Genomic DNA, 18,969 nt, shown 5'->3' with positions numbered 1-18,969 from the left:
TGACCTCTCCATATCGGACGCGCAGGTGTCTCAACCGTTGTTGCGTGTGGTCCAGCCGCCACCCAACGTCTTGTACAGCGTGACCTGGTTCTGCAATTGCAGCAGGCGCGTGGCCACGGCCGATTGCTGCGCCGTGAACAGCGAACGCTGTGCGTCGAGCAGGTCGAGCGCACTGGCGATGCCGTTGCGATAGCGCAGGTCGGAGAGCTTGTAGCGCACCGCCTCGGCGTCGGCCTGCGCGGTCTGCGCGCGCGCCTGCTCGCCCAGCGTGGCGCGGCCCGCGAGGGCGTCGGCCACTTCGCGGAAGGCGGTCTGCACCGACTTCTCGTACTGCGCCACCGCGATCTCGCGCCCGGCCTTGGCCGAGTTGAGCCCCGCGATGTTGCGGCCCGCATCGAAGATCGGCAGCGTGACCGTGGGCGCGAAGCTCCAGGCCTTGGTGCCGCGGTCGAACAGGCCCGAGAACTCGCTGCTCGCGGTGCCGATCGAGCTCGTCAGCGACACGCGCGGGAAGAAGTTCGCGCGCGCTGCGCCGATGTTGGCGTTGGCCGCGATCAGCTGCTGCTCGGCCGCGCGGATGTCGGGCCGCTCGGTCAGCAGGTCGGAGGGCAGGCCGGCCGGCACGTCGGGCATCGGGCGGATGCCCGCGAGCCCCTTGGTGCCGCCGGCAGTGGCCTCGGCCGGCACCGGCGCACCGAGCAACAGCGCGAGCGCGTTCTCGTCCTGCAGGCGGGCGCGCTGCTGCTGCGCATAGGCGGCGCGAGCGGTCTCGGCCTGCGAGTTCGCGGCCTGGAAGTCGATCTCGGACGACACGCCGTTGTCGAAGCGCAGCTTGGTCAGGCGCACCGACTCGTCGCGCGTGACCATCGTCTGGCGCGTGATCTCGAGCAGCTCGTCGTCAGCCAGCAGCGTGAGCCAGCCGCTGGCCACGGCCGCGATCAGGCTGATCTGCGCGGCCTTGCGCGACTCTTCGGTGGCCAGGTACTGCGACAGCGCCTGGTCCTTCAGTGCGCGGATGCGGCCGAAGAAGTCGAGCTCCCACGCGGTGAAGCCGAAGTTGACCGCGTACTGCGAGGCCACGCTGCCCTGCGTCGGATCGATCGCCTGGTAGGCGTTGGGGCTCGAGCGCGAGCCCGTGCCCGTGAGGCCGAGCGCCGGGAACAGCGCCGAGCGTTCGATCTGGAACTGCGCACGCGCCTGCTCGATGTTGAGCACCGACACGCGCAGGTCGCGGTTGTTCGCCAGCGCCGTCTGGATCAGGCCCGCCAGGCGCGGGTCGGTGAAGAAGTCCTGCCAGGGCAGGGCGGCCGCAGCCTGGCCGGCCGGTTGCGCCGGGTCACCCGGGAAGGTGGTCGGCACTGGCGCCGCAGGGCGCTCGTAGGTCGGAATCAGCGAGCAGCCTGCCAGCAGCATCGCCGCCGCCAGCACGGTAGGAATCAGAGGTTTCTTAGTCATGTGTTTGGTCTCCCGTGATGCCGGCCGCGGCCGCATGCCGCTTGTCGGCCTCGTGCTGGCGCGCGCTGCCCTTGAACAGCGTGCGCACCACCACGAAGAACACTGGAACGAAGATCACGGCCAGGATCGTGCCGGTCACCATGCCGCCGAGCACGCCGGTGCCGATGGCGCGCTGGCTCGCCGAGCCAGCGCCCGAGGCCAGGACCAGCGGCAGCACGCCCAGGCCGAAGGCCAGCGAGGTCATGATGATGGGACGGAACCGCAGGTGCGCGGCCTCGAGCGCGGCCTCGACCACGCCGCGGCCCTGCGCCTGCAGGTCTTTCGCGAACTCGATGATCAGAATCGCGTTCTTCGCCGACAAGCCGATGATCGTGATCAGGCCCACCTGGAAGTACACGTCGTTGGAGTAGGCGCGCAGCATCGTCGCCACCAGCACACCCAGCACGCCCAGCGGCACCACCAGGATCACCGACAGCGGGATCGACCAGCTCTCGTACAGCGCGGCCAAGCAGAGGAACACCGCCAGGATCGCGAAGCCGTACAGGATCATGGCCTGCGAGCCGGCGAGCTTTTCTTCACGCGACTGGCCGGTCCACTCGAAGCCGAAGCCTTGCGGCAGCTGGCCGGCGAGCTTTTCCATCTCGGCCATGGCCGCGCCCGTGCTCTGGCCCGGCGCCGCGTCACCGCTGATGCGGATGGCGGGGTAGCCGTTGTAGCGCACGGTCTGCGTGGCGCCCGAGACCCACTTGGTGGTCGCGAAAGCCGACAGCGGCACCGGTTGGCCCTTGGTGTTGACGGCGTTCAGGCGCAGCAGGTCGTCCGGCTGCATCCGTGCCGGCGCATCGGCCTGCACCACCACGCGCTGCAGGCGGCCGCGGTTCGGGAAGTCGTTGATGTAGCTCGAACCCAGCGAGGTCGACAGCGCACTGTTGATCGCGTCGAAGCTCACGCCGAGGGCGTTGGCCTTGTCGCGGTCGATGTCGATCTCCAGCTGCGGCGCGTCTTCCAGGCCGTCAGGGCGCACCTGCGCGAGGATCTTGCTCTGCGAGGCCATGCCCAGCAGCTGGTTGCGTGCATTGATCAACGCCTCGTGGCCTGCGCCCGAACGGTCCTGCAGCCGGAAGCTGAAGCCGCTGGCGTTGCCCAGCTCGGGAATCGGCGGCGGGCTCAGCGGGTAGATGAAGGCGTCGCGGATGCCCGACAGCGCACCGAAGGCACGGCCGGCCAGCGCGCTGGCCGAGTGGGCCGGGTCCTTGCGTTCTTCCCAGTCCTTCAGCGTCACGAAGGCGAGGCCCGCGTTCTGGCCCTGGCCCGAGAAGCTGAAGCCCATCACGCTCACGATGCTCTGCACTTCAGGCTGCTTCAGGATGAAGCCTTCGACCTGCTGCATCACCGACAGCGAACGCTCTTGCGTCGCGCCCGGGGGCAGTTGCACGTTCACGATGATGTTGCCCTGGTCTTCCTCGGGCAGGAACGAGCTCGGCAGGTGCGAGTAGAAGTACGCGACGGCGCCGATGATCGCAGCGTAGATCACGAGGTAGCGTGCGGCGCGGCGCAGGATGCGCGCGACCACGCCTTCGTAGCCCTTGGCAGTGCGCGAGAAGCCGCGGTTGAACCAGCCGAAGAAGCCGCGCTTCTCATGGTGGTGGCCGGCTTCCACCGGCTTGAGCAGCGTGGCGCACAGCGCCGGCGTGAGAGACAGCGCCATGAAGGCCGAGAAGCCGATCGAGGCCACCATCACCGCCGAGAACTGGCGGTAGATGTTGCCGGTCGAACCCGCGAAGAAGGCCAGCGGCACGAACACCGAGATCAGCACCACGGTCACGCCGATGATGGCGCCCGAGATCTGCTGCATCGCCTTGCGCGTGGCGTCGAGTGGCGAGAGCCCCTCTTCGCTCATGATGCGCTCGACGTTCTCCACCACCACGATGGCGTCGTCCACCACGATACCGATCACCAGCACCATGCCGAACATGGTGAGCACGTTGATCGAGAAGCCCAGCGCGAGCAGCGTGGCGAAGGTGCCCAGCAGCGCGATCGGCACCACGATGGTCGGGATGATCGTGTAGCGCCAGTTCTGCAGGAACAGGAACATCACCAGGAACACCAGCGCGATGGCTTCGAACAGCGTCTTCACCACTTCGGAGATCGAGATCTGCACGAAGCGCGAGCTGTCATAAGGAATGTCCCACTTCACGCCCTTGGGGAAGTAGCGTTCCAGCTCGGTCATCTTGGCGCGCACCGCCTTGGCCGACTTCAGCGCGTTGCCGGTGGGCGTGGGCTGCACGCCGATACCGACCGCGGGCACGCCGTTCAGGCGTGCGGAGGTGGCGTAGTTCTGGCCGCCGAGTTCGACGCGTGCCACGTCCTTCAGGCGCACGGTCGAGCCGTCGGTGTTGGCGCGCAGCACGATGTTCTGGAACTGCTCGACGCTGTTGAGCTGGCCGTTCACCGTGACCGTGGCGGAGATCGCCTGGCCGGGGATGTTCGGCAGGTCGCCGAGCGTGCCCGAGGCCACCTGGGCGTTCTGCGCGCGGATTGCGGCATTCACGTCGTTGGCCGACAGGTTGAAGCCCTGCAGCTTCGCCGGGTCGATCCAGATGCGCATCGCGTTCTCGGAGCCGAACAGCTGGGCCTGGCCCACGCCGTCGATCCGCTGCAGTTCCGGCACGATGTTGCGCGCGGCGTAGTCACCGAGCGCCACCGGGTCGAAGTCGGGGTTGTCCGAAGACAGCATCGCGAACAGCAGGAAGTTGTTGCGCGACTTGTCGACGCGCACGCCCTGCTGCGTCACGGCCGAGGGCAGCCGCGGCGTGGCGCGCGAGAGCCGGTTCTGCACGTCCACCTGCGCGAGGTCTTCGTTGGTGCCGGCCTCGAAGCTGATGGTGATGGCGCCGGTGCCGTCGGCCTGGGCCACCGATTCCATGTAGATCAGGCCGGGCGAGCCGTTCATCTCGCGCTCGATCACGGACAGCACGCTGTCCTCGAGCGTTTGTGCGGAGGCACCGGGGTAGGCGACGTTGATCACGATGGCCGGTGGGGCCACCGGCGGGTACTGCGAGATCGGCAACTGCGTGATGGCGACGCCGCCCACCACGATGATGAACAGTGCGATCACCCACGCGAAGATCGGTCGGTCGATAAAGAATTTGGCCATGCGAGGCGCTCCTGATTACTTCTTGTCAGCCGGGGCCGAAGCCGGGCTGGCGGCGGGTGCCGCTGCGGCAGCAGACGCTGCCGGTGCCGCGGGTGCAGCCGCGCCGTTCGGCGCCGGCTTCTGCCACGGCACTGCCTTCACGGGCGTGCCGGGCGGCATCATCTGCAGGCGCTGGAAGCCGTCGACCATCACCTGTTCGCCGGCCTTCAGGCCGTCGAGCACCACCCACTGGTTGTCCTTGGCGGCGCTGATCTTCACGGTGCGCTGGCTCAGCTTGCCGTCGGCGCTGACCACCGTCAGGTGGTCGCCCTGCTGGGTGCGCGTGACGGCCTGTTGCGGCACCGTGATCGCGTTCGTCACCTGGGCCTGCTCGAGCTTCACGCGCACGTACAGGCCGGGCAGCAGCTCGCCCTTGGGGTTCGGGATCTCGGCGCGCAGCGTGACCTGGCCCGTGGTCGGGTCGACCGTGAGGTCGGAGAACAGCAGCTTGCCGTCCTGGCCGTAGTCGGTGCCGTCTTCCAGCACCACGCGGATGCTCGCGGCTTCTTCGCCGCTGGCACGCTTGTACTGGCCGGCGGCCACGGCGCGGCGCAGCTTGAGCACGTCGGAGGCCGACTGCGTGAAGTTCACGTACAGCGGGTTGATCTGCTGCACCACGGCCAGCTCGGTGGCGTCGCCCTGGCCGACCAGTGCGCCTTCGGTGACCAGCGCGCGGCCGATGCGGCCCGCGATGGGCGAGGTGACGTCGGCGTAGCCCTGGTTGATCTTGGCGGTCTGCAGCAGCGCGCGGTTGGCGGCCACGTCGGCCTCGGCCGTCTTGGCGGAGGCCACGGCCGTTGCATATTCCTGCTTGCTCACGGCGTTGGCCTCGACCAGCGGCTTGTAGCGGTCGGCCAGTGCCTTGGCCTGCACGGCGTTGGCTTCGGCGCGGGCCAGGGCGGCCTGGGCGTTCTGCGTGGCGGCCACCAGCGGTGCCGGGTCGATGCGGAACAGCAGCTGGCCGGCCTTCACGTCGCTGCCTTCGCGGAACTCGCGCTTGAGCAGGATGCCGGGGGTGCGGGCGCGCACCTGGGCGATGCGCGAGGCTTCGAGGCGGCCGGGCAGCTCGGTCACGAGGCCCACGTCGGTGGGCTTGACCGTCACCACGCCGACTTCAGGCGCCGGACGGGCGCCACCGCCACCGCCGCCCGGTCCGGCCGGGGCCTCGCCCTTGCCGCAGGCGGCCAGGAACAGGAGGGAGACGAGGGCCACGGTCGCGAGACGCGGCGAAAACGACAAGGACGGTTGACGCGAGACATGCAGAAGAGGCATGTGATTCCTTTGATGCGAAGACGGGAGATGGCGCGTTTGCGGGAGAGATCCGTAAACCAGCACGGGCAGGTGGGCCATCCGAGAAGCGCGCTAGTTTACATACATTCATGGATGTATAGTGACAGCCATGCAATGGCCCCACGATACGCAAAGGGCGTTCGCTTTACAAATCAGGAGACTTGGTGGCACGTCGTACGAAGGAAGAAGCACTGGCGACGCGGAATCGATTGCTCGATGCCGCAGAGCTGTTGTTTCAGGCGCAAGGTGTTTCGCAGACCACGCTGCAGCAGATCGCGCAGCAGGCCGGCGCGACGCGGGGCGCCATCTACTGGCACTTCAAGGACAAGGCCGACCTGTTCAACGCCATGATGGAGCGCGTGATCCTGCCGCTGGAAACGCCGCCCAAGAGCGACGCTCCCGGAGGCAGCGACGATCCGCTGGTCGAGATCGAGGAAGGCCTGATCCACGCGCTGACGCTCATGGTCGCCGACCCGCAGGTGCGGCGCGTGTTCGACATCGCGACCCACAAGGTCGAGTACACGCATGACATGGCCTCGGTGCAGCAGCGCCACCTGGACGCGCGCAACGCCTGCGTGATCGATTTCGAAAAGGCCCTGCGGCTGGCCGCGCGGCGCACCCGCATCCGGCTGCCGTTGCCGGGCGCGGTTGCTGCGCAGGGCATGCACGCCCTGATGGGCGGGCTGATCCAGAACTGGCTGCTCGACCCCACGGCCTTCGACCTCGTGTCGACCGGCCGGCGCACCTTCCGCGTCTACCTGGCCGGGCTCGGTTTCCCGCGCACGCCGGCCGGTGGCGTCCCGACGGCGCAGGACGCGGAAACCGCCGCGGCCTGATAGGCCATAATGTGTGGCTCCGGTGCATTCCGGAGCACCCCTCTCGCTGTATTTCAACGGATAGAATTCGGCCCTCCGAAGGCTGAGATCCAGGTTCGATTCCTGGCGGCGGGACCACCTTCAAGACCGGAAATTCCGCAAGGGCTTCCGGTTTTTTCACTTCTTCCCCGACCCGGCGCGGCCTTGCGCGACAAGGCCGATCCGGAGATCCGCGCGACCGGGCCGTGACACGCCGTTGCACCCTGTCACCCGGACGCACGCATGTAAAAATTCCCCGCATGATGGAGCTCTCCGAACTGGACGAAACCAGCCTCGCAGCACACGCCGCCGAATGGCGTCGGCGCGCGCTGCGCGGCGAGAAACAGGCCCGTGGCATCGCACATGCCCTGGAGGCCGAGATGCGCCGCCGCTTCGGCGATTCGATGCCGCCGAGCCAGAGCGCCGACCTGGACACCCGCCCCCTGGCCCTGCGCCAGCCACCGCGTCCGTGGTGGAAGTTCTGGTGAACCGGCCGCGCGCCTTCGCCGCCTGATCTGAGCTTTCTCGCAGCCGGCCGCCGGTTGCAGCGCCCCGCCGGCCCTGCCACCATGGCCGCATGGCATACCAACTGCATTACTGGCCCACGATCCAGGGCCGCGGCGAATTCGTGCGGCTCGCACTCGAAGCAGCGGGCGCCGATTACGTCGATGTCGCGCGGCTGCCCGTCTCGCAAGGCGGTGGCGAGTCCGCGTTGGGCCGACGGCTCGGCGACCCCGGCAACCCGCGCGCCGCGTTCGCACCGCCGTTCCTCGTCGACGGCGACATCGTGGTCGGTCAGACCGCCGCGATCCTGCTGTACCTCGGCCCCAAGCTCGGGCTGGCCGGCATCGGCGAATCCGACGGCCTGTGGACCCACCAGTTGCAGCTCACCATCGCCGACGCGGTGGCCGAGGCGCACGACACCCATCACCCGATCTCGACCGGCGACTACTACGAAGACCAGCGCGACGCGGCCGTGCAGCGTGCGCGCGCCTTCCGCGAGGCGCGCATCCCGAAATTCCTGAACTGGTTCGAGCAGGTGCTGCAGCGCAACCCCTCGGGCGACCTGCACCTGGTCGGCGACGTGCTGACCTATGCCGATCTGTCGCTGTTCCAGCTGGTGGATGGGTTGCAGTACGCCTTTCCGAAAGCCGCTGCGCGGGCGCTGGCCGATACGCCCGCTGTCGTGAAGCTGCACGCCAACATCCGGCGACGCCAGCGCGTGCACGATTACCTGCAGAGCCCGCGTCGCATCGCGTTCAACGAGGACGGGATCTTTCGGCGCTACGCCGAGCTGGACGGTTGAGGGTTACGCGCCGTCATCGTGCGCCGGCTTCGTTGCGGATGCGCAGCGCCAGCTCGTACAACGTGTTGCGCGGCGCACCGCTGATCTCGGCCGCCAGCTTCACGGCCGTCTTCACCGGCAGTTCCGCCAGCAGCAGGCGCAGCACGCGCTCGCCTTCCGCGCCGCCGTCGCCGCTCACGGCCACGGGGTGAAGCACCAATGCGAACTCGCCGCGCGTGCGGTCGCGGTCGGCGCCGAACCACTCGGGCAGCGCGCTGGCGGCCACGGTGGCGATCTCTTCGAACTGCTTGGTGAGCTCGCGGCCCACGGTGATGCGGCGCTCGCCCAGCACGGCGAGTGCGCGGGCCAGGGTTTCGATGCGGTGCGGCGCTTCGAGCAACACCACGGCGCGCGGTTCCTGCGCGAGGGCCTGCACGGCGGTGTCGCGCTCGCCGGCCTTGCTCGGCAGGAAACCCGCGAACACGAAGGCGCTGCTGTTGTGCGCGTTGCTCTCGCCGCCGTCGGCCACCAGCCCCGCCGCGCTCACGAGCGTGACGACGCTGCTCGCGCCCGGCAGCGGCAGCACGCGCTGGCCGGCCGCGCGCACGGCGGCCGCCAGGCGCGCGCCGGGGTCGCTCACGCCGGGCGTGCCGGCGTCGCTCACGTAGGCGATGCGCTCGCCCTGCGCGAGCCGCGCGACCACGGCCTGTGCGGCCTCGGCCTCGTTGTGCTGGTGCACCGCGAGCAGCCGTGCGCCGGGGCGGTCGATGCCGTAGGCGCGCAGCAGCGTCTGTGTGTGGCGCGTGTCCTCGCAGGCGATCACGTCCACCAGTTGCAGCACATGCAGCGCGCGCAGCGTGATGTCGGCCAGGTTGCCGATCGGCGTGGCGACGACGTAGAGCGTGCCCTGCGGATAATGCTGCGCGCCCGCGGCGTCGTGCGCGGCCGGCAGGGCGGCGCCGAAGGAAGCAGGGGCGAGTGAAGCCAAGAGGTTTCTCCGTAGGGCAGCGAAAACAAAAAACAGGGCAGGGAGCCATGACGACAAGCACCACGACGACGAAGCATCGCGGCGATGCGGCGGAAGACGCCGCGCTCGACCACCTGCGCCGGGCCGGCCTCGTGCCGGTCGCGCGCAATTATCGGACGCCGGGGCGCGGCGGCGGCGAGGTCGACCTGATCATGCGCGATCCGCGCGATGGCACGCTGGTGTTCGTCGAGGTGCGCCAACGCAGCGCGGCCTCGCACGGCGGCGCGGGCGGCAGCATCACGGCGGGCAAGCAGCGGCGCATCGTGCTGGCCGCGCGGCACTATCTGGGCCGGTTGCGCGCATTGCCGCCGTGCCGTTTCGATGTGGTGCTGATCGAGGAGAAAATCACCTGGCTGAAAGCCGCCTTCGACGCCGGCTGACGCACCCGCCAGGGAACTGAAGCCTTGCTGAAGGCTCCACCACTCAAACGTCTTGTTTCACGACCCCCAGTTATCATCGCGCCCCATGCTCGAGCAACGGATTCAGCAGCACTTCATTGACAGTGCCGACCTCAAATACCAGACCGGCCCGGTCCTCAGCAAACCCATCTCTCAAGCGATGCAGGCCTTGCTGGCCTGCGTGACCAGCGGCGGCAAGGTGCTGGCCTGCGGCGCCGGCGTGTCGGGCCTGCTGGCCGCGCAGTTCGCCTCGAATTTCGTGGGCCGCTTCGAACGCGAGCGGCCCGAGCTGGGCGCCATTGCGCTGCCCGGCGACACCACCGACCCGGCGGCCGACAGCCCGCAGGCCGCCGATGCCGACCGCTTCGCGCGCCAGGTGCGCGCGCTCGGCCAGGCCGGCGACGTGCTGCTGGTGCTCAGCGCCAGCGGGCATTCGTCCGCGGTGCTGGCCGCCGTGCTCGCCGCGCATGAGCGCGACATGACGGTGGTGGCGCTGCTCGGCAACGCCGCCACGGGGCTGGCAACGGCAGCGCCGGGCGTCGGCGGCACGGGCGGCACAGGTGGCACCATCGGCCGCGCGCTGCGCGAAACCGACGTCCAGATCAGCGTGTCGCACGAGCGTGCGGCGCGCATTCACGAAATCCACCTGCTCGCGCTGCATTGCCTGTGCGACGGTGTGGATGCCCAGTTACTCGGAGAACAGGAAGTTTCCTCATGACCATGACGACCCTGACCAAGGCCTCGACCCAACGTTTCGCTCTGGCGCTCACCCTCGGCGCCGCTCTGGTGGGCGGCCTGTCCGCCTGCGTGCCGCTCGTCGTGGGCGGCGCCGCGGTGGTGGGCGTGGGCATGGTGGCGACCGACCGCCGCAGCTCGGGCGCCCAGCTGGACGACCAGGGCATCGAGCTGCGTGCTGCGGCCCGCGTGCGCGACATCGCCAACGACAACATGTACGTGAGCGTCACCAGCTTCAACCGCCAGGTGCTGCTGACCGGCGCCGTCGGCAACGACGCCGACCGCCGCCGCGTCGAGGACGAAGTGAGCCGCGTGGTCAACGTGCGCTCGGTGGTGAACGAGCTCACCATTGGCGCCCCGAGCACCTTCCAGGACCGTTCGAACGACCTGTACGTCACCGGCAAGGTGAAGGCCTCGCTGCTCGACGCCAAGGACATCTTCGCCAACTCCTTCAAGGTCGTGACCGAGCGCGGCACGGTCTACCTCATGGGCATCGCCACGCGGCGCGAGACCGACCGCGCCACCGAGATCACGCGCGGCGTGACGGGCGTGGCGAAGGTCGTGCGCGTGGTCGAGGTGGTGAGCGAGGCCGACCTCGCCGCGAGCCAGGCGGCCAACCAGGCCGCGGCACAGCGTGGCGGCACGGGCCCGGCACCGGTGAGCAACGCGACGCCGTCGACGCCGGGTGCCTCCTCGGGTTCGCGCGTGCCGCTGCCGCCGATGGAGCCGCTGCCGGCGCCGTCCGGTGGTGCGACCACCGCGCCGGTCCGCTGAAACAAGAAAGCCCGCTTCCGCGGGCTTTTTTCATTTGAGCCGAATGATCAGGCTCGAGGTGTCCCATCGCCTGCCGCCGGCCTGCTGCACGTCGGCATAGAACTGGTCGACCAGCGCCGTCACCGGCACGCGCGCGCCGTTGCGCTTGGCTTCGTCGAGCACCAGGCCCAGGTCCTTGCGCATCCAGTCGACCGCAAAGCCGTAGTCGAACTTGCCGGCGATCATGGTCTTGCCGCGGTTGTCCATCTGCCAGCTCTGGGCCGCGCCCTTGCCGATGACGCCCAGCACGGCTTCCATGTCGAGGCCGGCGCGCTGGCCGAAGGCGATGGCTTCCGACAGGCCCTGTACCAGCCCCGCGATGGCGATCTGGTTGACCATCTTCGCGAGCTGGCCTGCGCCGCTCTCGCCCAGCAGCGTGACCGCGCGCGAGAAAGCCATCGCGACCGGCTTGATGCGCTCGAACACGGCCGCATCGCCGCCGCACATCACGGTGAGTGCGCCGTTCTGCGCGCCGGCCTGGCCGCCCGACACGGGCGCGTCGATGAAGTGCAGGCCGCGCGCCAGCGCCGCCTTCGACAGCTCGCGCGCCACGTCGGCCGAGGCCGTGGTGTGGTCGACCAGCACGGCGCCGGGCTTCATGCCGGCGAGGGCGCCGTCGTCGCCGAGCACCACCGAGCGCAGGTCGTCGTCGTTGCCGACGCAGCAGAACACGATGTCGGCGCCGGCCGCGGCTTCGCGCGGCGTGGGGGCGTGGCGGCCGGGCGCGCCGAACTCGGCGACCCAGGCCTGCGACTTGGCGGGCGTGCGGTTGTAGACCGTGACCGTGTGGCCGGCCTTGGCCAGGTGCCCGGCCATGGGCCCGCCCATGACGCCGAGGCCGAGGAAGGCCACCGTCTGGGCGGGAACGGATTCGTAGGTGCGGGGGTTGATGCTGCTCATGGCCGACAGCTTAAAGCCAAAGAAAGAAAGCCGGCGCGCCCCACGAACGCACCGGCGGGGCGGCCTCAGACGATCGCGAAGTGCTCGGTGCCGGCCGCCAGGTCGGAGCTGCGCGCGCGCTGGCTGTTGAGCTTGATCTGCAGGCGCAGGTCGTTGGCCGAGTCGGCGTTGCGGATCGCTTCTTCGAAGTTGATCGCGTTGCCCTCGAACAGGTCGAACAGCGCCTGGTCAAAGGTCTGCATGCCCAGGTTGCGGCTCTTCTTCATGATCTCCTTGATCTCGCCCACCTCGCCCTTGAAGATCAGGTCGGAGATCAGCGGCGTGTTCAGCAGGATCTCGACCGCCGCCACGCGGCCCTGGCCGTCCTCGGTGGGCACCAGCCGCTGCGACACCAGCGAGCGCAGGTTCAGCGACAGGTCCATGAGCAGCTGCGCGCGGCGCTCTTCGGGGAAGAAGTTGATGATGCGGTCCAGCGCCTGGTTGGCGCTGTTGGCGTGCAGCGTGGCCATGCACAGGTGGCCGGTTTCGGCGAAGGCCACGGCATGTTCCATGGTCTCGCGGTCGCGGATTTCACCCATCAGGATCACGTCGGGCGCCTGGCGCAGCGTGTTCTTCAGCGCCGCTTCCCAGCTGTCGGTGTCGATGCCCACTTCGCGCTGCGTCACCACGCAGTTCTTGTGCGGGTGCACGAACTCGACCGGGTCTTCCACCGTGACGATGTGGCCGTAGGAGTTCTCGTTGCGCCAGTCGATCATCGCGGCCAGCGTGGTCGACTTGCCCGAGCCCGTGGCGCCCACCAGGATGGTGAGGCCGCGCTTGGTCATCGCCACGTCCTTCAGCACCTGCGGCATGCCCAGGCCGTCGATGGTCGGCAGCTTGGCGGGAATGGTCCGCAGCACCATGCCGACCTTGCCCTGCTGCACGAACGCGTTGACGCGAAAGCGCCCGATGCCGGTCGGCGAGATCGCGAAGTTGCACTCCTTGGTGCGCTCGAACTCGGCCGTCTGGCGGTCGTTCATGATCGAGCGCGTGAGCGCCAGCGTGTGCTGTGCGCCCAGCGCCTGCTGCGACACCTTGGTGACCTTGCCGTCGACCTTGATGGCCGGCGGGAAGTCGGCGGTGATGAACAGGTCGCTGCCGTTGCGGCTCACCATGAGCTTGAGCAGGTCGTTGATGAACTGGCTGGCTTGATCGCGTTCCATGATGTCTGTGCTCCGGGTGGCTGTTCGAATCAGCCGGGGAAGTTTTCTGGGATCTTGGCCTTGCCGCGCGCTTCGGCGGCAGAGATCGTATTGCGGCGCACCAGCTCCGTCAGGTTCTGGTCGAGCGTCTGCATGCCCGAGCCCTGGCCGGTCTGGATGGTGGAGTACATCTGCGCGACCTTGGCCTCGCGGATCAGGTTGCGGATGGCCGGCGTGCCCAGCATGATCTCGTGCGCCGCCACGCGGCCCTGGCCGTCCTTGGTCTTGCACAGCGTCTGCGAGATCACGGCCTGCAACGATTCGGACAGCATCGCGCGGATCATTTCCTTTTCCTCGCCCGGGAACACGTCGATGATCCGGTCGATGGTCTTGGCGGCCGACGAGGTGTGCAGCGTGCCGAACACCAGGTGGCCCGTTTCGGCCGCGGTCATCGCGAGGCGAATGGTTTCGAGGTCGCGCAACTCGCCCACCAGGATCGCGTCCGGGTCTTCGCGCAAGGCGGAGCGCAGTGCGTTCGAGAACGACAGCGTCATCGGCCCCACTTCGCGCTGGTTGATCAGGCACTTCTTCGATTCGTGCACGAACTCGATCGGGTCTTCCACCGTGAGGATGTGACCGTACTCGTTCTCGTTGAGGTAGTTCACCATCGCGGCCAACGTGGTCGACTTGCCCGAACCCGTGGGGCCCGTCACCAGCACCAGCCCGCGCGGCTTGAGCGCGAGTTCGCCGAAAATCTTCGGGGCGTTGAGCTGCTCGAGCGTGAGGATCTTCGAGGGAATGGTCCGGAACACCGCCGCCGCGCCGCGTGCCTGGTTGAAGGCGTTCACGCGAAAGCGCGCGAGGCCGTCGATCTCGAACGAGAAGTCGACCTCCAGGAACTCTTCGTAGTGCTTGCGGTGCGTGTCGCTCATGATGTCGTACACCATGGCGTGCACCGCCTTGTGGTCCAGCGCATCGACGTTGATGCGGCGCACGTCGCCGTTCACGCGGATCATCGGCGGCAGGCCGGCCGACAGGTGCAGGTCGGAGGCTTTGTTCTTGACGCTGAACGCCAGCAGTTGGGTGATGTCCACGGGGCTCCTCAGGCAGGCTTTAGTGACGTTTTGATACGAATTCGGAAGATTATGACGATGATTGGCGACGACCTCCAGCAAGTAAGGGCCCGGATCGACAAGGCCTGTGCAGACGCCGGGCGCGACCCGTTGGCGGTGCGCCTGCTGGCGGTGTCCAAGACCTTCGGGCCGCAGGCGGTGCGCGAGGCGCACGCGGCCGGCCAGGCGGCCTTCGGCGAGAACTACGTGCAGGAGGGCCTGGACAAGATCGCCGCGCTGGCCGACCTGCGCGCGGGGCTCGAATGGCACTGCATCGGCCCTCTGCAGAGCAACAAGACACGGCCCGTGGCCGAGCAGTTCGACTGGGTCCACAGCATCGACCGCCTGAAGATCGCCGAGCGCCTGTCGGCCCAGCGGCCGGCCCACCTGCCGCCGTTGCAGGTGTGCCTGCAGGTCAACGTGGACGGCGGCGCGAACAAGTCCGGCGTGCCGCCGGAAGAAGCCTTGGCGCTGGCACGCGCTGTGGCGGCCTTGCCACAACTGCAGCTGCGCGGGCTCATGGCGATCCCCGAACCGGCGGCGGATTTCGCGGCGCAGCGCGAACTGTGCCTGCGCGCGCACGCGGTGTTTGAATCGATCCGCGCGGCGGGCATCGCGCTGGACACGCTCTCGCTGGGCATGAGCACTGACCTCGAGGCGGCGGTCAGCGCCGGCAGCACGATGGTGCGGGTCGGGACGGCGATCTTCGGCGGCAGGGCGCGCAAGCCGGCCTGAAACTGCCGGCAACCCGCGGGCCTATTCCGGCTTCAAGGCGAGCCCGCGCGCGACGGCACCCCAGCGTCGAACTTCGCCCTGCATGAACTCGGCCAACTCGGGCCGGGACGAGGAAAAGCGCAGCACGATGCCCAGCGACGAGAGCTTGTCCTTCACACCGGGGTGGGCCATGACCGCTGAGACCTGCAAGCGCAGTTTCTCCAGCATGTCCGCGTTGGCCTGCGCCGGCGCCACCAGGGCCCACCACTGGTCGATCTCCATGTCGCGCACACCGAGTTCCTTCAGCGTGGGCACGTTCGCCAGCAGGGGGATGCGGCTCGCGGAAGTGACGGCGAGGGCGCGCAGCTTGCCCGATTGGTAGAGCGACGCACCGGCTGCCAGCGACGAGAAGTGCCCCGCGACGATGCCGCCCGCGACATCGACCAGTGCCGGCGCGGAGCCCTTGTAGGGCACGAGGGTGAACTTCAATCCGCTGCGCGCGGCGAGCAATTCGGACGACAGGTGGCTGATGGTCCCGGCGCCGCTGTGGGCCAGCGCGAGCGGCGGCTCGCTCCTGGCGCGTGCCACGAAACTCGCGAAGTCGGTGGGCGCCCCGGAATCGGCACTGGTGAAGAGAACGAGGGGCGTCGTGCCCAGCAGCGTGACGGGCGCGAAGTCGCGCAGGAGGTCATAGGGAAGCTTCGCCGTCACCGCGGGTGCGATGGCGTGCGGCAACTCCACGATCAGCAGGCTGTTCCCGTCGGGGGGCGCCTTGGCGACCGAATCGGTGCCGATCTGCCCGGCCGCGCCCGGCCTGTTGTCGACGAGCACGGTGCGGCCCATGGTTTCCGACAGCCGCTGCGCCAGCACCCGTGCGATGGCGTCGGTGCTGCCGCCCGGCGCCCAGGGCACCACGATCTTGATCGGCGCGGCCTGGGCGCTCGCCCGGCCTGCGAGGCCGGCGGCAAGGAGCGCAAGGACGGCCTGGCGTCGGGAGGGATGCAGCGTCATGCGGGGACTCCGTGGGAGGGTTCGAACAAGGAAGGGGTGGTGGCCGGGTCCGGCCACGCCGGGTCGCGCGTGGCATTGGCGGTCAGCACCAGGCACACGTGCGAGGACGGGTCGATGCGCTGCGTGGCGACGAGTTGCTGCGCGGCGGCCAGGGTCGCGGCCGCGCAAAGCTCGGGCTGGCTGCCCACGGCCTGCCAGCTGACCCTGGCCCGCCGGGCCGTCGCGTCGTCGATCGCCACCGCGCCGCCGCCCGTTGCGGTGACGGCCTGATGCTGCAGCCACGTGGTCGTGGCGCCGGCGGTCGAGAACTGGACGGTCTGGCCGGGGTGGGAGGCGTGCAGCGAGGCCCCGTTCAAGACCAGGGAGAGGCGGGGAAACGGCTCCACGGCCCACAGCTGAGGCATGGCCCGGATGCGTCCCGCGGCCTGCAGTTCCGACAGGCCGCGATAGATCCCCCAGAGCAGATCGCCGCGTGCCGTCGGCACCACGATGTGGTCCGGCAACGCGCTCCAGGCGGCCATTTCGGCCGCGATCGTCTTGTAGCCCTCGATGGCAAGCGGTGCGCCACCCAAGGCGGGCAGGTGATAGTTGGTCAACGGCAGGACGCCCGTGTCACCGGCGCGGCGGGCCACGTGGTCCCAGCGTCCCTGGTTGTCCGGGAAGACGAAGCGCACGGCCCCCTGAGCTTCCAGCGCGTCGACATAGGGCGGCGGCATGTCGGCGTATGTCGCGACTTCGCAGCGCAGGCCGGCGGCGCGCGCGTAGACCGCTGCGGAGAGGGCCGCGTTGCCACTCGAGGCCAGCGCCAGCGTGTCGGCGCCGGCCAGCAGCGCGTGCGCCACGCCGAAGGCCGACATGCGGTCCTTGTGCGAGCCCGAGGGGTTGCGGCTTTCGTCGTGCACCGTGAGCTGCGCGACGCCCAGGGCCTGGGCGAACGCCGGCAGCGAGCGCGAGGTCCCGGCCAGTGTCTGCTGCGCGAAACCGAGAAAGGGCAGCGAGATGCCCTGGCCAGGAGCGCCCGCATAGGAGGCGGCCAGGCTCACGTGGCGGCCGTCGGCGGCACACTTCGCGCAGCCATCGTGGCGCAACGAGACGGGATAGAGCGTGCCGCACGAGAGGCAGCGCAGCCCCTCGAGAGCGGGGTTCCAGCGCAAGCCGCTGCGATGCGCGGGCTGCAAGTCTTGGGGGGCGGGAAAAGGCATGCGGGCAGTCTAGGCAGCGCACCGCAGCGCGGCCAGCCAGCGGGCCTTAGGGTATATAAGTTGGCCTTATGACCCGTCAGACCCCTTCCGCCCCGGCCCCCGACTGGACACCGACGTTGCGCCAGCTCGAAGTGCTGCGGGCCGTGGTGCAACTGGGCTCGCTGAGCCGGGCGGCGCAGGCGCTGCACGTCAGCCAGCCGTCGGTGACGCAGACGCTGTCGCAGCTGCAGCGCGACTGCGGTGTCGAGCTGCTCACCCGGCGTCATGGCCGCGTTGCCGCGACGGCGGCCGCGCAGGCCTTGGTGGGCGACATCGACGAGGTGTTCGGCGCCATGGAGCGCGTCGGCGCGCGCCTGGACGCATTGCGCTCGCCGGCGAAGGGCGAACTGACGGTGGCATGCCTGCATGCGCTGGCCACCGCGGTGCTGCCGGAAGCGGTGGGACAGTTCAGGCAGAGCTTTCCCACGATCCGCCTCACCTTGATGGTGGAGAGTTCACGCAGCATTCGCCACGCGCTGTTGGCGGGCAAGGCGGACTTCGCGGTGCTCAGCGACGAGGTCGACCTGGCCGGGCTGACGGCCTCGAGCTTCTACGAGGTGCCCGCCGTCTGCGCCATGCCGGTCAGCCATCGCCTGGCGCGGCGGGCGGTTCTGGTCCCTGCTGACCTGGCGGGCGAAGCCGTCATCGCGCTTTCTCCGCCGGCCCCCGCATGCGCCGAGATGAGGCGCAGCTTCGTCGACGCCGGCGTGCCTTGGCAGCCCGCGATCAGCACGCCCTACAGCCTCACGCAATGCGAACTGGCACTGGCCGGCGCGGGGATCGCGATCACGAATCCCATCGTGGCGCACAAGTTCCACAACCAGGGCCTGGCCAGCGTGCCTTTCGAACCGGCGCTCATGTTCCGTGCCTGCCTGGCTTTCGGGACGACCTACCGCGCCAGCCGCGCGAGCCAGGCTTTCATCGGGCTGCTGCGCTCGAACACCTTCAAGCGCATCGGCGTGTGAACGCGTGGGCGCATCGCCACCCGATGCGCCAGCGTCCATCGGGCCTTCACGAGGAGCGAAGAAAGAACAGCAGGCTCATCGTCAGCCCCGTGGCGACGATGCCCGCGCGCAGCCAGGCCGGCGGCAGGCGCCGCGCGCCGCGTGCGCCCAGGTAGCCGCCGAGCAGTGCGGCGCCGGCCATGGTCGCGGCCTCGCGCCAGGCGATGAGGCCGCCCCAGGCATAGAGGGCGACCGCGATCAGCGTGAGCAGCGCCGACACCTGGTTCTTGAGCCCGTTGGCGGCCAGCAGGCGGGTCTGTCCGAGCAGGCCGAACAGCGCCAGCAGCAGGATGCCCAGCCCGCCGTTGAAGTAGCCGCCATAGACCGTGACGGCGAGCACCGAGACCCTCGCGACCGCCGGACTGCGCGCGCCCGCCTGCCGCGAAGCCGTGAGGCGCGGCGCCAGCACGAACAGCAGCGTGGCCAGCAACAGCAGCCACGGCACGACGCGGCGGAAGGTGTGATCGGGCGTGATCAGCAGCAGCGCGGCGCCCGCGCTGCCGCCCAGCAGCGAGAGCAGCACCAGCGCCCGCATGGACAGTCCGGGCGGTGGCTGGGTGTCGCCGCGAAAGCCCCAGGCCGCCGACAGGTAGCCGGGCAGCAGCGCCAGCGTGCCCGTGGCGTTGGCGCTGACGGCCGGCACGCCCGCGAACACCAGGGCCGGCAGCGTCAGGAAGCTGCCGCCGCCGGCCACCGCGTTCAGGGTGCCCGCCACGAAGGCGGCGGCGATCAACGTCGCATCGACAAGCATCG

18 protein-coding genes and 1 tRNA gene are annotated in these 18,969 nt (G+C 69.2%); 9 read left to right on the top strand and 10 right to left on the bottom strand.

The window, feature by feature from the left end:
* Positions 1 to 30: 30 nt before the first annotated feature.
* The 3 genes from AC07OH_RS29460 to AC07OH_RS29450 are packed head-to-tail and all read right to left on the bottom strand — an operon-like array spanning position 31 to position 5,923.
* Entirely contained in the window at positions 31 to 1,455 is a 1,425-nt protein-coding gene (locus tag AC07OH_RS29460; RefSeq protein ID WP_495303055.1) for an efflux transporter outer membrane subunit, read from the bottom strand.
* Positions 1,448 to 4,612 carry an efflux RND transporter permease subunit gene (locus tag AC07OH_RS29455; RefSeq protein ID WP_495303054.1) on the bottom strand — a complete coding sequence of 1,055 codons (3,165 nt, stop codon included), beginning with the start codon at positions 4,610 to 4,612 and terminating at the stop codon, positions 1,448 to 1,450. Before AC07OH_RS29455 ends, AC07OH_RS29460 begins: the two co-directional genes overlap by 8 nt.
* Positions 4,613 to 4,627: 15 nt before the next feature.
* Positions 4,628 to 5,923 carry an efflux RND transporter periplasmic adaptor subunit gene (locus tag AC07OH_RS29450; protein ID WP_495303053.1) on the bottom strand — a complete coding sequence of 432 codons (1,296 nt, stop codon included), beginning with the start codon at positions 5,921 to 5,923 and terminating at the stop codon, positions 4,628 to 4,630.
* A 179-nt stretch (positions 5,924 to 6,102) separates the two neighbouring features.
* Here AC07OH_RS29450 and AC07OH_RS29445 point away from each other — a divergent pair, with 179 nt between their 5' ends.
* The 4 genes from AC07OH_RS29445 to AC07OH_RS29430 all read left to right on the top strand — a co-directional run bounded on the left by AC07OH_RS29445 (position 6,103) and on the right by AC07OH_RS29430 (position 8,101).
* Positions 6,103 to 6,777, top strand: coding sequence for a TetR family transcriptional regulator (locus tag AC07OH_RS29445; protein ID WP_495303052.1), 675 nt, complete (start codon positions 6,103 to 6,105; stop codon positions 6,775 to 6,777).
* A gap of 42 nt (positions 6,778 to 6,819) precedes the next feature.
* A tRNA-Arg gene (locus AC07OH_RS29440) sits at positions 6,820 to 6,894 on the top strand.
* Positions 6,895 to 7,055: 161 nt separating this feature from the next.
* On the top strand, positions 7,056 to 7,283 hold the full coding sequence (locus AC07OH_RS29435) for a hypothetical protein (RefSeq protein WP_307588173.1): 228 nt from the start codon (positions 7,056 to 7,058) through the stop codon (positions 7,281 to 7,283).
* A gap of 89 nt (positions 7,284 to 7,372) precedes the next feature.
* Positions 7,373 to 8,101: a glutathione S-transferase gene (locus AC07OH_RS29430; protein ID WP_495303051.1), complete on the top strand. Its 729-nt coding sequence runs from the start codon at positions 7,373 to 7,375 to the stop codon at positions 8,099 to 8,101.
* A gap of 13 nt (positions 8,102 to 8,114) precedes the next feature.
* On the opposite strand, the gene rsmI is transcribed toward AC07OH_RS29430, so the two are convergent.
* Positions 8,115 to 9,068, bottom strand: coding sequence for a 16S rRNA (cytidine(1402)-2'-O)-methyltransferase (gene rsmI / locus AC07OH_RS29425; RefSeq protein ID WP_495303050.1), 954 nt, complete (start codon positions 9,066 to 9,068; stop codon positions 8,115 to 8,117).
* A 47-nt stretch (positions 9,069 to 9,115) separates the two neighbouring features.
* Here rsmI and AC07OH_RS29420 point away from each other — a divergent pair, with 47 nt between their 5' ends.
* From AC07OH_RS29420 to AC07OH_RS29410, 3 genes are all read left to right on the top strand, one after another.
* Entirely contained in the window at positions 9,116 to 9,487 is a 372-nt protein-coding gene (locus tag AC07OH_RS29420) for a YraN family protein (RefSeq protein WP_319357700.1), read from the top strand.
* An 85-nt stretch (positions 9,488 to 9,572) separates the two neighbouring features.
* Positions 9,573 to 10,223 carry an SIS domain-containing protein gene (locus AC07OH_RS29415; protein WP_495303049.1) on the top strand — a complete coding sequence of 217 codons (651 nt, stop codon included), beginning with the start codon at positions 9,573 to 9,575 and terminating at the stop codon, positions 10,221 to 10,223.
* Positions 10,220 to 11,014 carry a BON domain-containing protein gene (locus AC07OH_RS29410; RefSeq protein ID WP_489062091.1) on the top strand — a complete coding sequence of 265 codons (795 nt, stop codon included), beginning with the start codon at positions 10,220 to 10,222 and terminating at the stop codon, positions 11,012 to 11,014. Before AC07OH_RS29415 ends, AC07OH_RS29410 begins: the two co-directional genes overlap by 4 nt.
* Positions 11,015 to 11,044: 30 nt before the next feature.
* On the opposite strand, the gene AC07OH_RS29405 is transcribed toward AC07OH_RS29410, so the two are convergent.
* The 3 genes from AC07OH_RS29405 to AC07OH_RS29395 form a co-directional block, all read right to left on the bottom strand.
* Positions 11,045 to 11,953 carry an NAD(P)-dependent oxidoreductase gene (locus AC07OH_RS29405; protein WP_319357697.1) on the bottom strand — a complete coding sequence of 303 codons (909 nt, stop codon included), beginning with the start codon at positions 11,951 to 11,953 and terminating at the stop codon, positions 11,045 to 11,047.
* Positions 11,954 to 12,018: 65 nt separating this feature from the next.
* Positions 12,019 to 13,155, bottom strand: a complete 1,137-nt coding sequence (locus AC07OH_RS29400) for a PilT/PilU family type 4a pilus ATPase (protein ID WP_489062094.1) — start codon at positions 13,153 to 13,155, stop codon at positions 12,019 to 12,021.
* Positions 13,156 to 13,184: 29 nt separating this feature from the next.
* A complete protein-coding gene (locus AC07OH_RS29395) occupies positions 13,185 to 14,228 on the bottom strand; it encodes a type IV pilus twitching motility protein PilT (RefSeq protein WP_056576373.1) in 1,044 nt (347 codons plus the stop codon).
* A gap of 51 nt (positions 14,229 to 14,279) precedes the next feature.
* Here AC07OH_RS29395 and AC07OH_RS29390 point away from each other — a divergent pair, with 51 nt between their 5' ends.
* Positions 14,280 to 14,981 (top strand): YggS family pyridoxal phosphate-dependent enzyme, encoded by a 702-nt coding sequence (locus AC07OH_RS29390; protein WP_495303048.1) that lies wholly within the window; start codon positions 14,280 to 14,282, stop codon positions 14,979 to 14,981.
* Positions 14,982 to 15,002: 21 nt separating this feature from the next.
* On the opposite strand, the gene AC07OH_RS29385 is transcribed toward AC07OH_RS29390, so the two are convergent.
* Positions 15,003 to 15,971, bottom strand: a complete 969-nt coding sequence (locus AC07OH_RS29385) for a tripartite tricarboxylate transporter substrate-binding protein (RefSeq protein WP_495303047.1) — start codon at positions 15,969 to 15,971, stop codon at positions 15,003 to 15,005.
* The gene (locus AC07OH_RS29380) at positions 15,968 to 17,173 is read right to left on the bottom strand and encodes a pyridoxal-phosphate dependent enzyme (protein ID WP_495303046.1); all 1,206 of its coding nucleotides are present in this window, start codon (positions 17,171 to 17,173) and stop codon (positions 15,968 to 15,970) included. Before AC07OH_RS29380 ends, AC07OH_RS29385 begins: the two co-directional genes overlap by 4 nt.
* A 68-nt stretch (positions 17,174 to 17,241) precedes the next feature.
* Between AC07OH_RS29380 and AC07OH_RS29375 the strand changes: the two genes are divergently transcribed.
* Complete coding sequence (locus AC07OH_RS29375) at positions 17,242 to 18,177, top strand: LysR substrate-binding domain-containing protein (RefSeq protein WP_495303045.1); 936 nt, start codon at positions 17,242 to 17,244, stop codon at positions 18,175 to 18,177.
* Between the two features lie 46 nt (positions 18,178 to 18,223).
* On the opposite strand, the gene AC07OH_RS29370 is transcribed toward AC07OH_RS29375, so the two are convergent.
* A complete protein-coding gene (locus AC07OH_RS29370; protein ID WP_495303044.1) occupies positions 18,224 to 18,967 on the bottom strand; it encodes a sulfite exporter TauE/SafE family protein in 744 nt (247 codons plus the stop codon).
* Between the last annotated feature and the right edge of the window lie 2 nt (positions 18,968 to 18,969).

It is taken from the genome of Variovorax sp. GW821-FHT10C12, assembly GCF_059415405.1.
The sequence above is the reverse complement of the archived record's forward strand: the minus strand, read 5'-3'. Positions and strand labels throughout refer to the sequence as shown.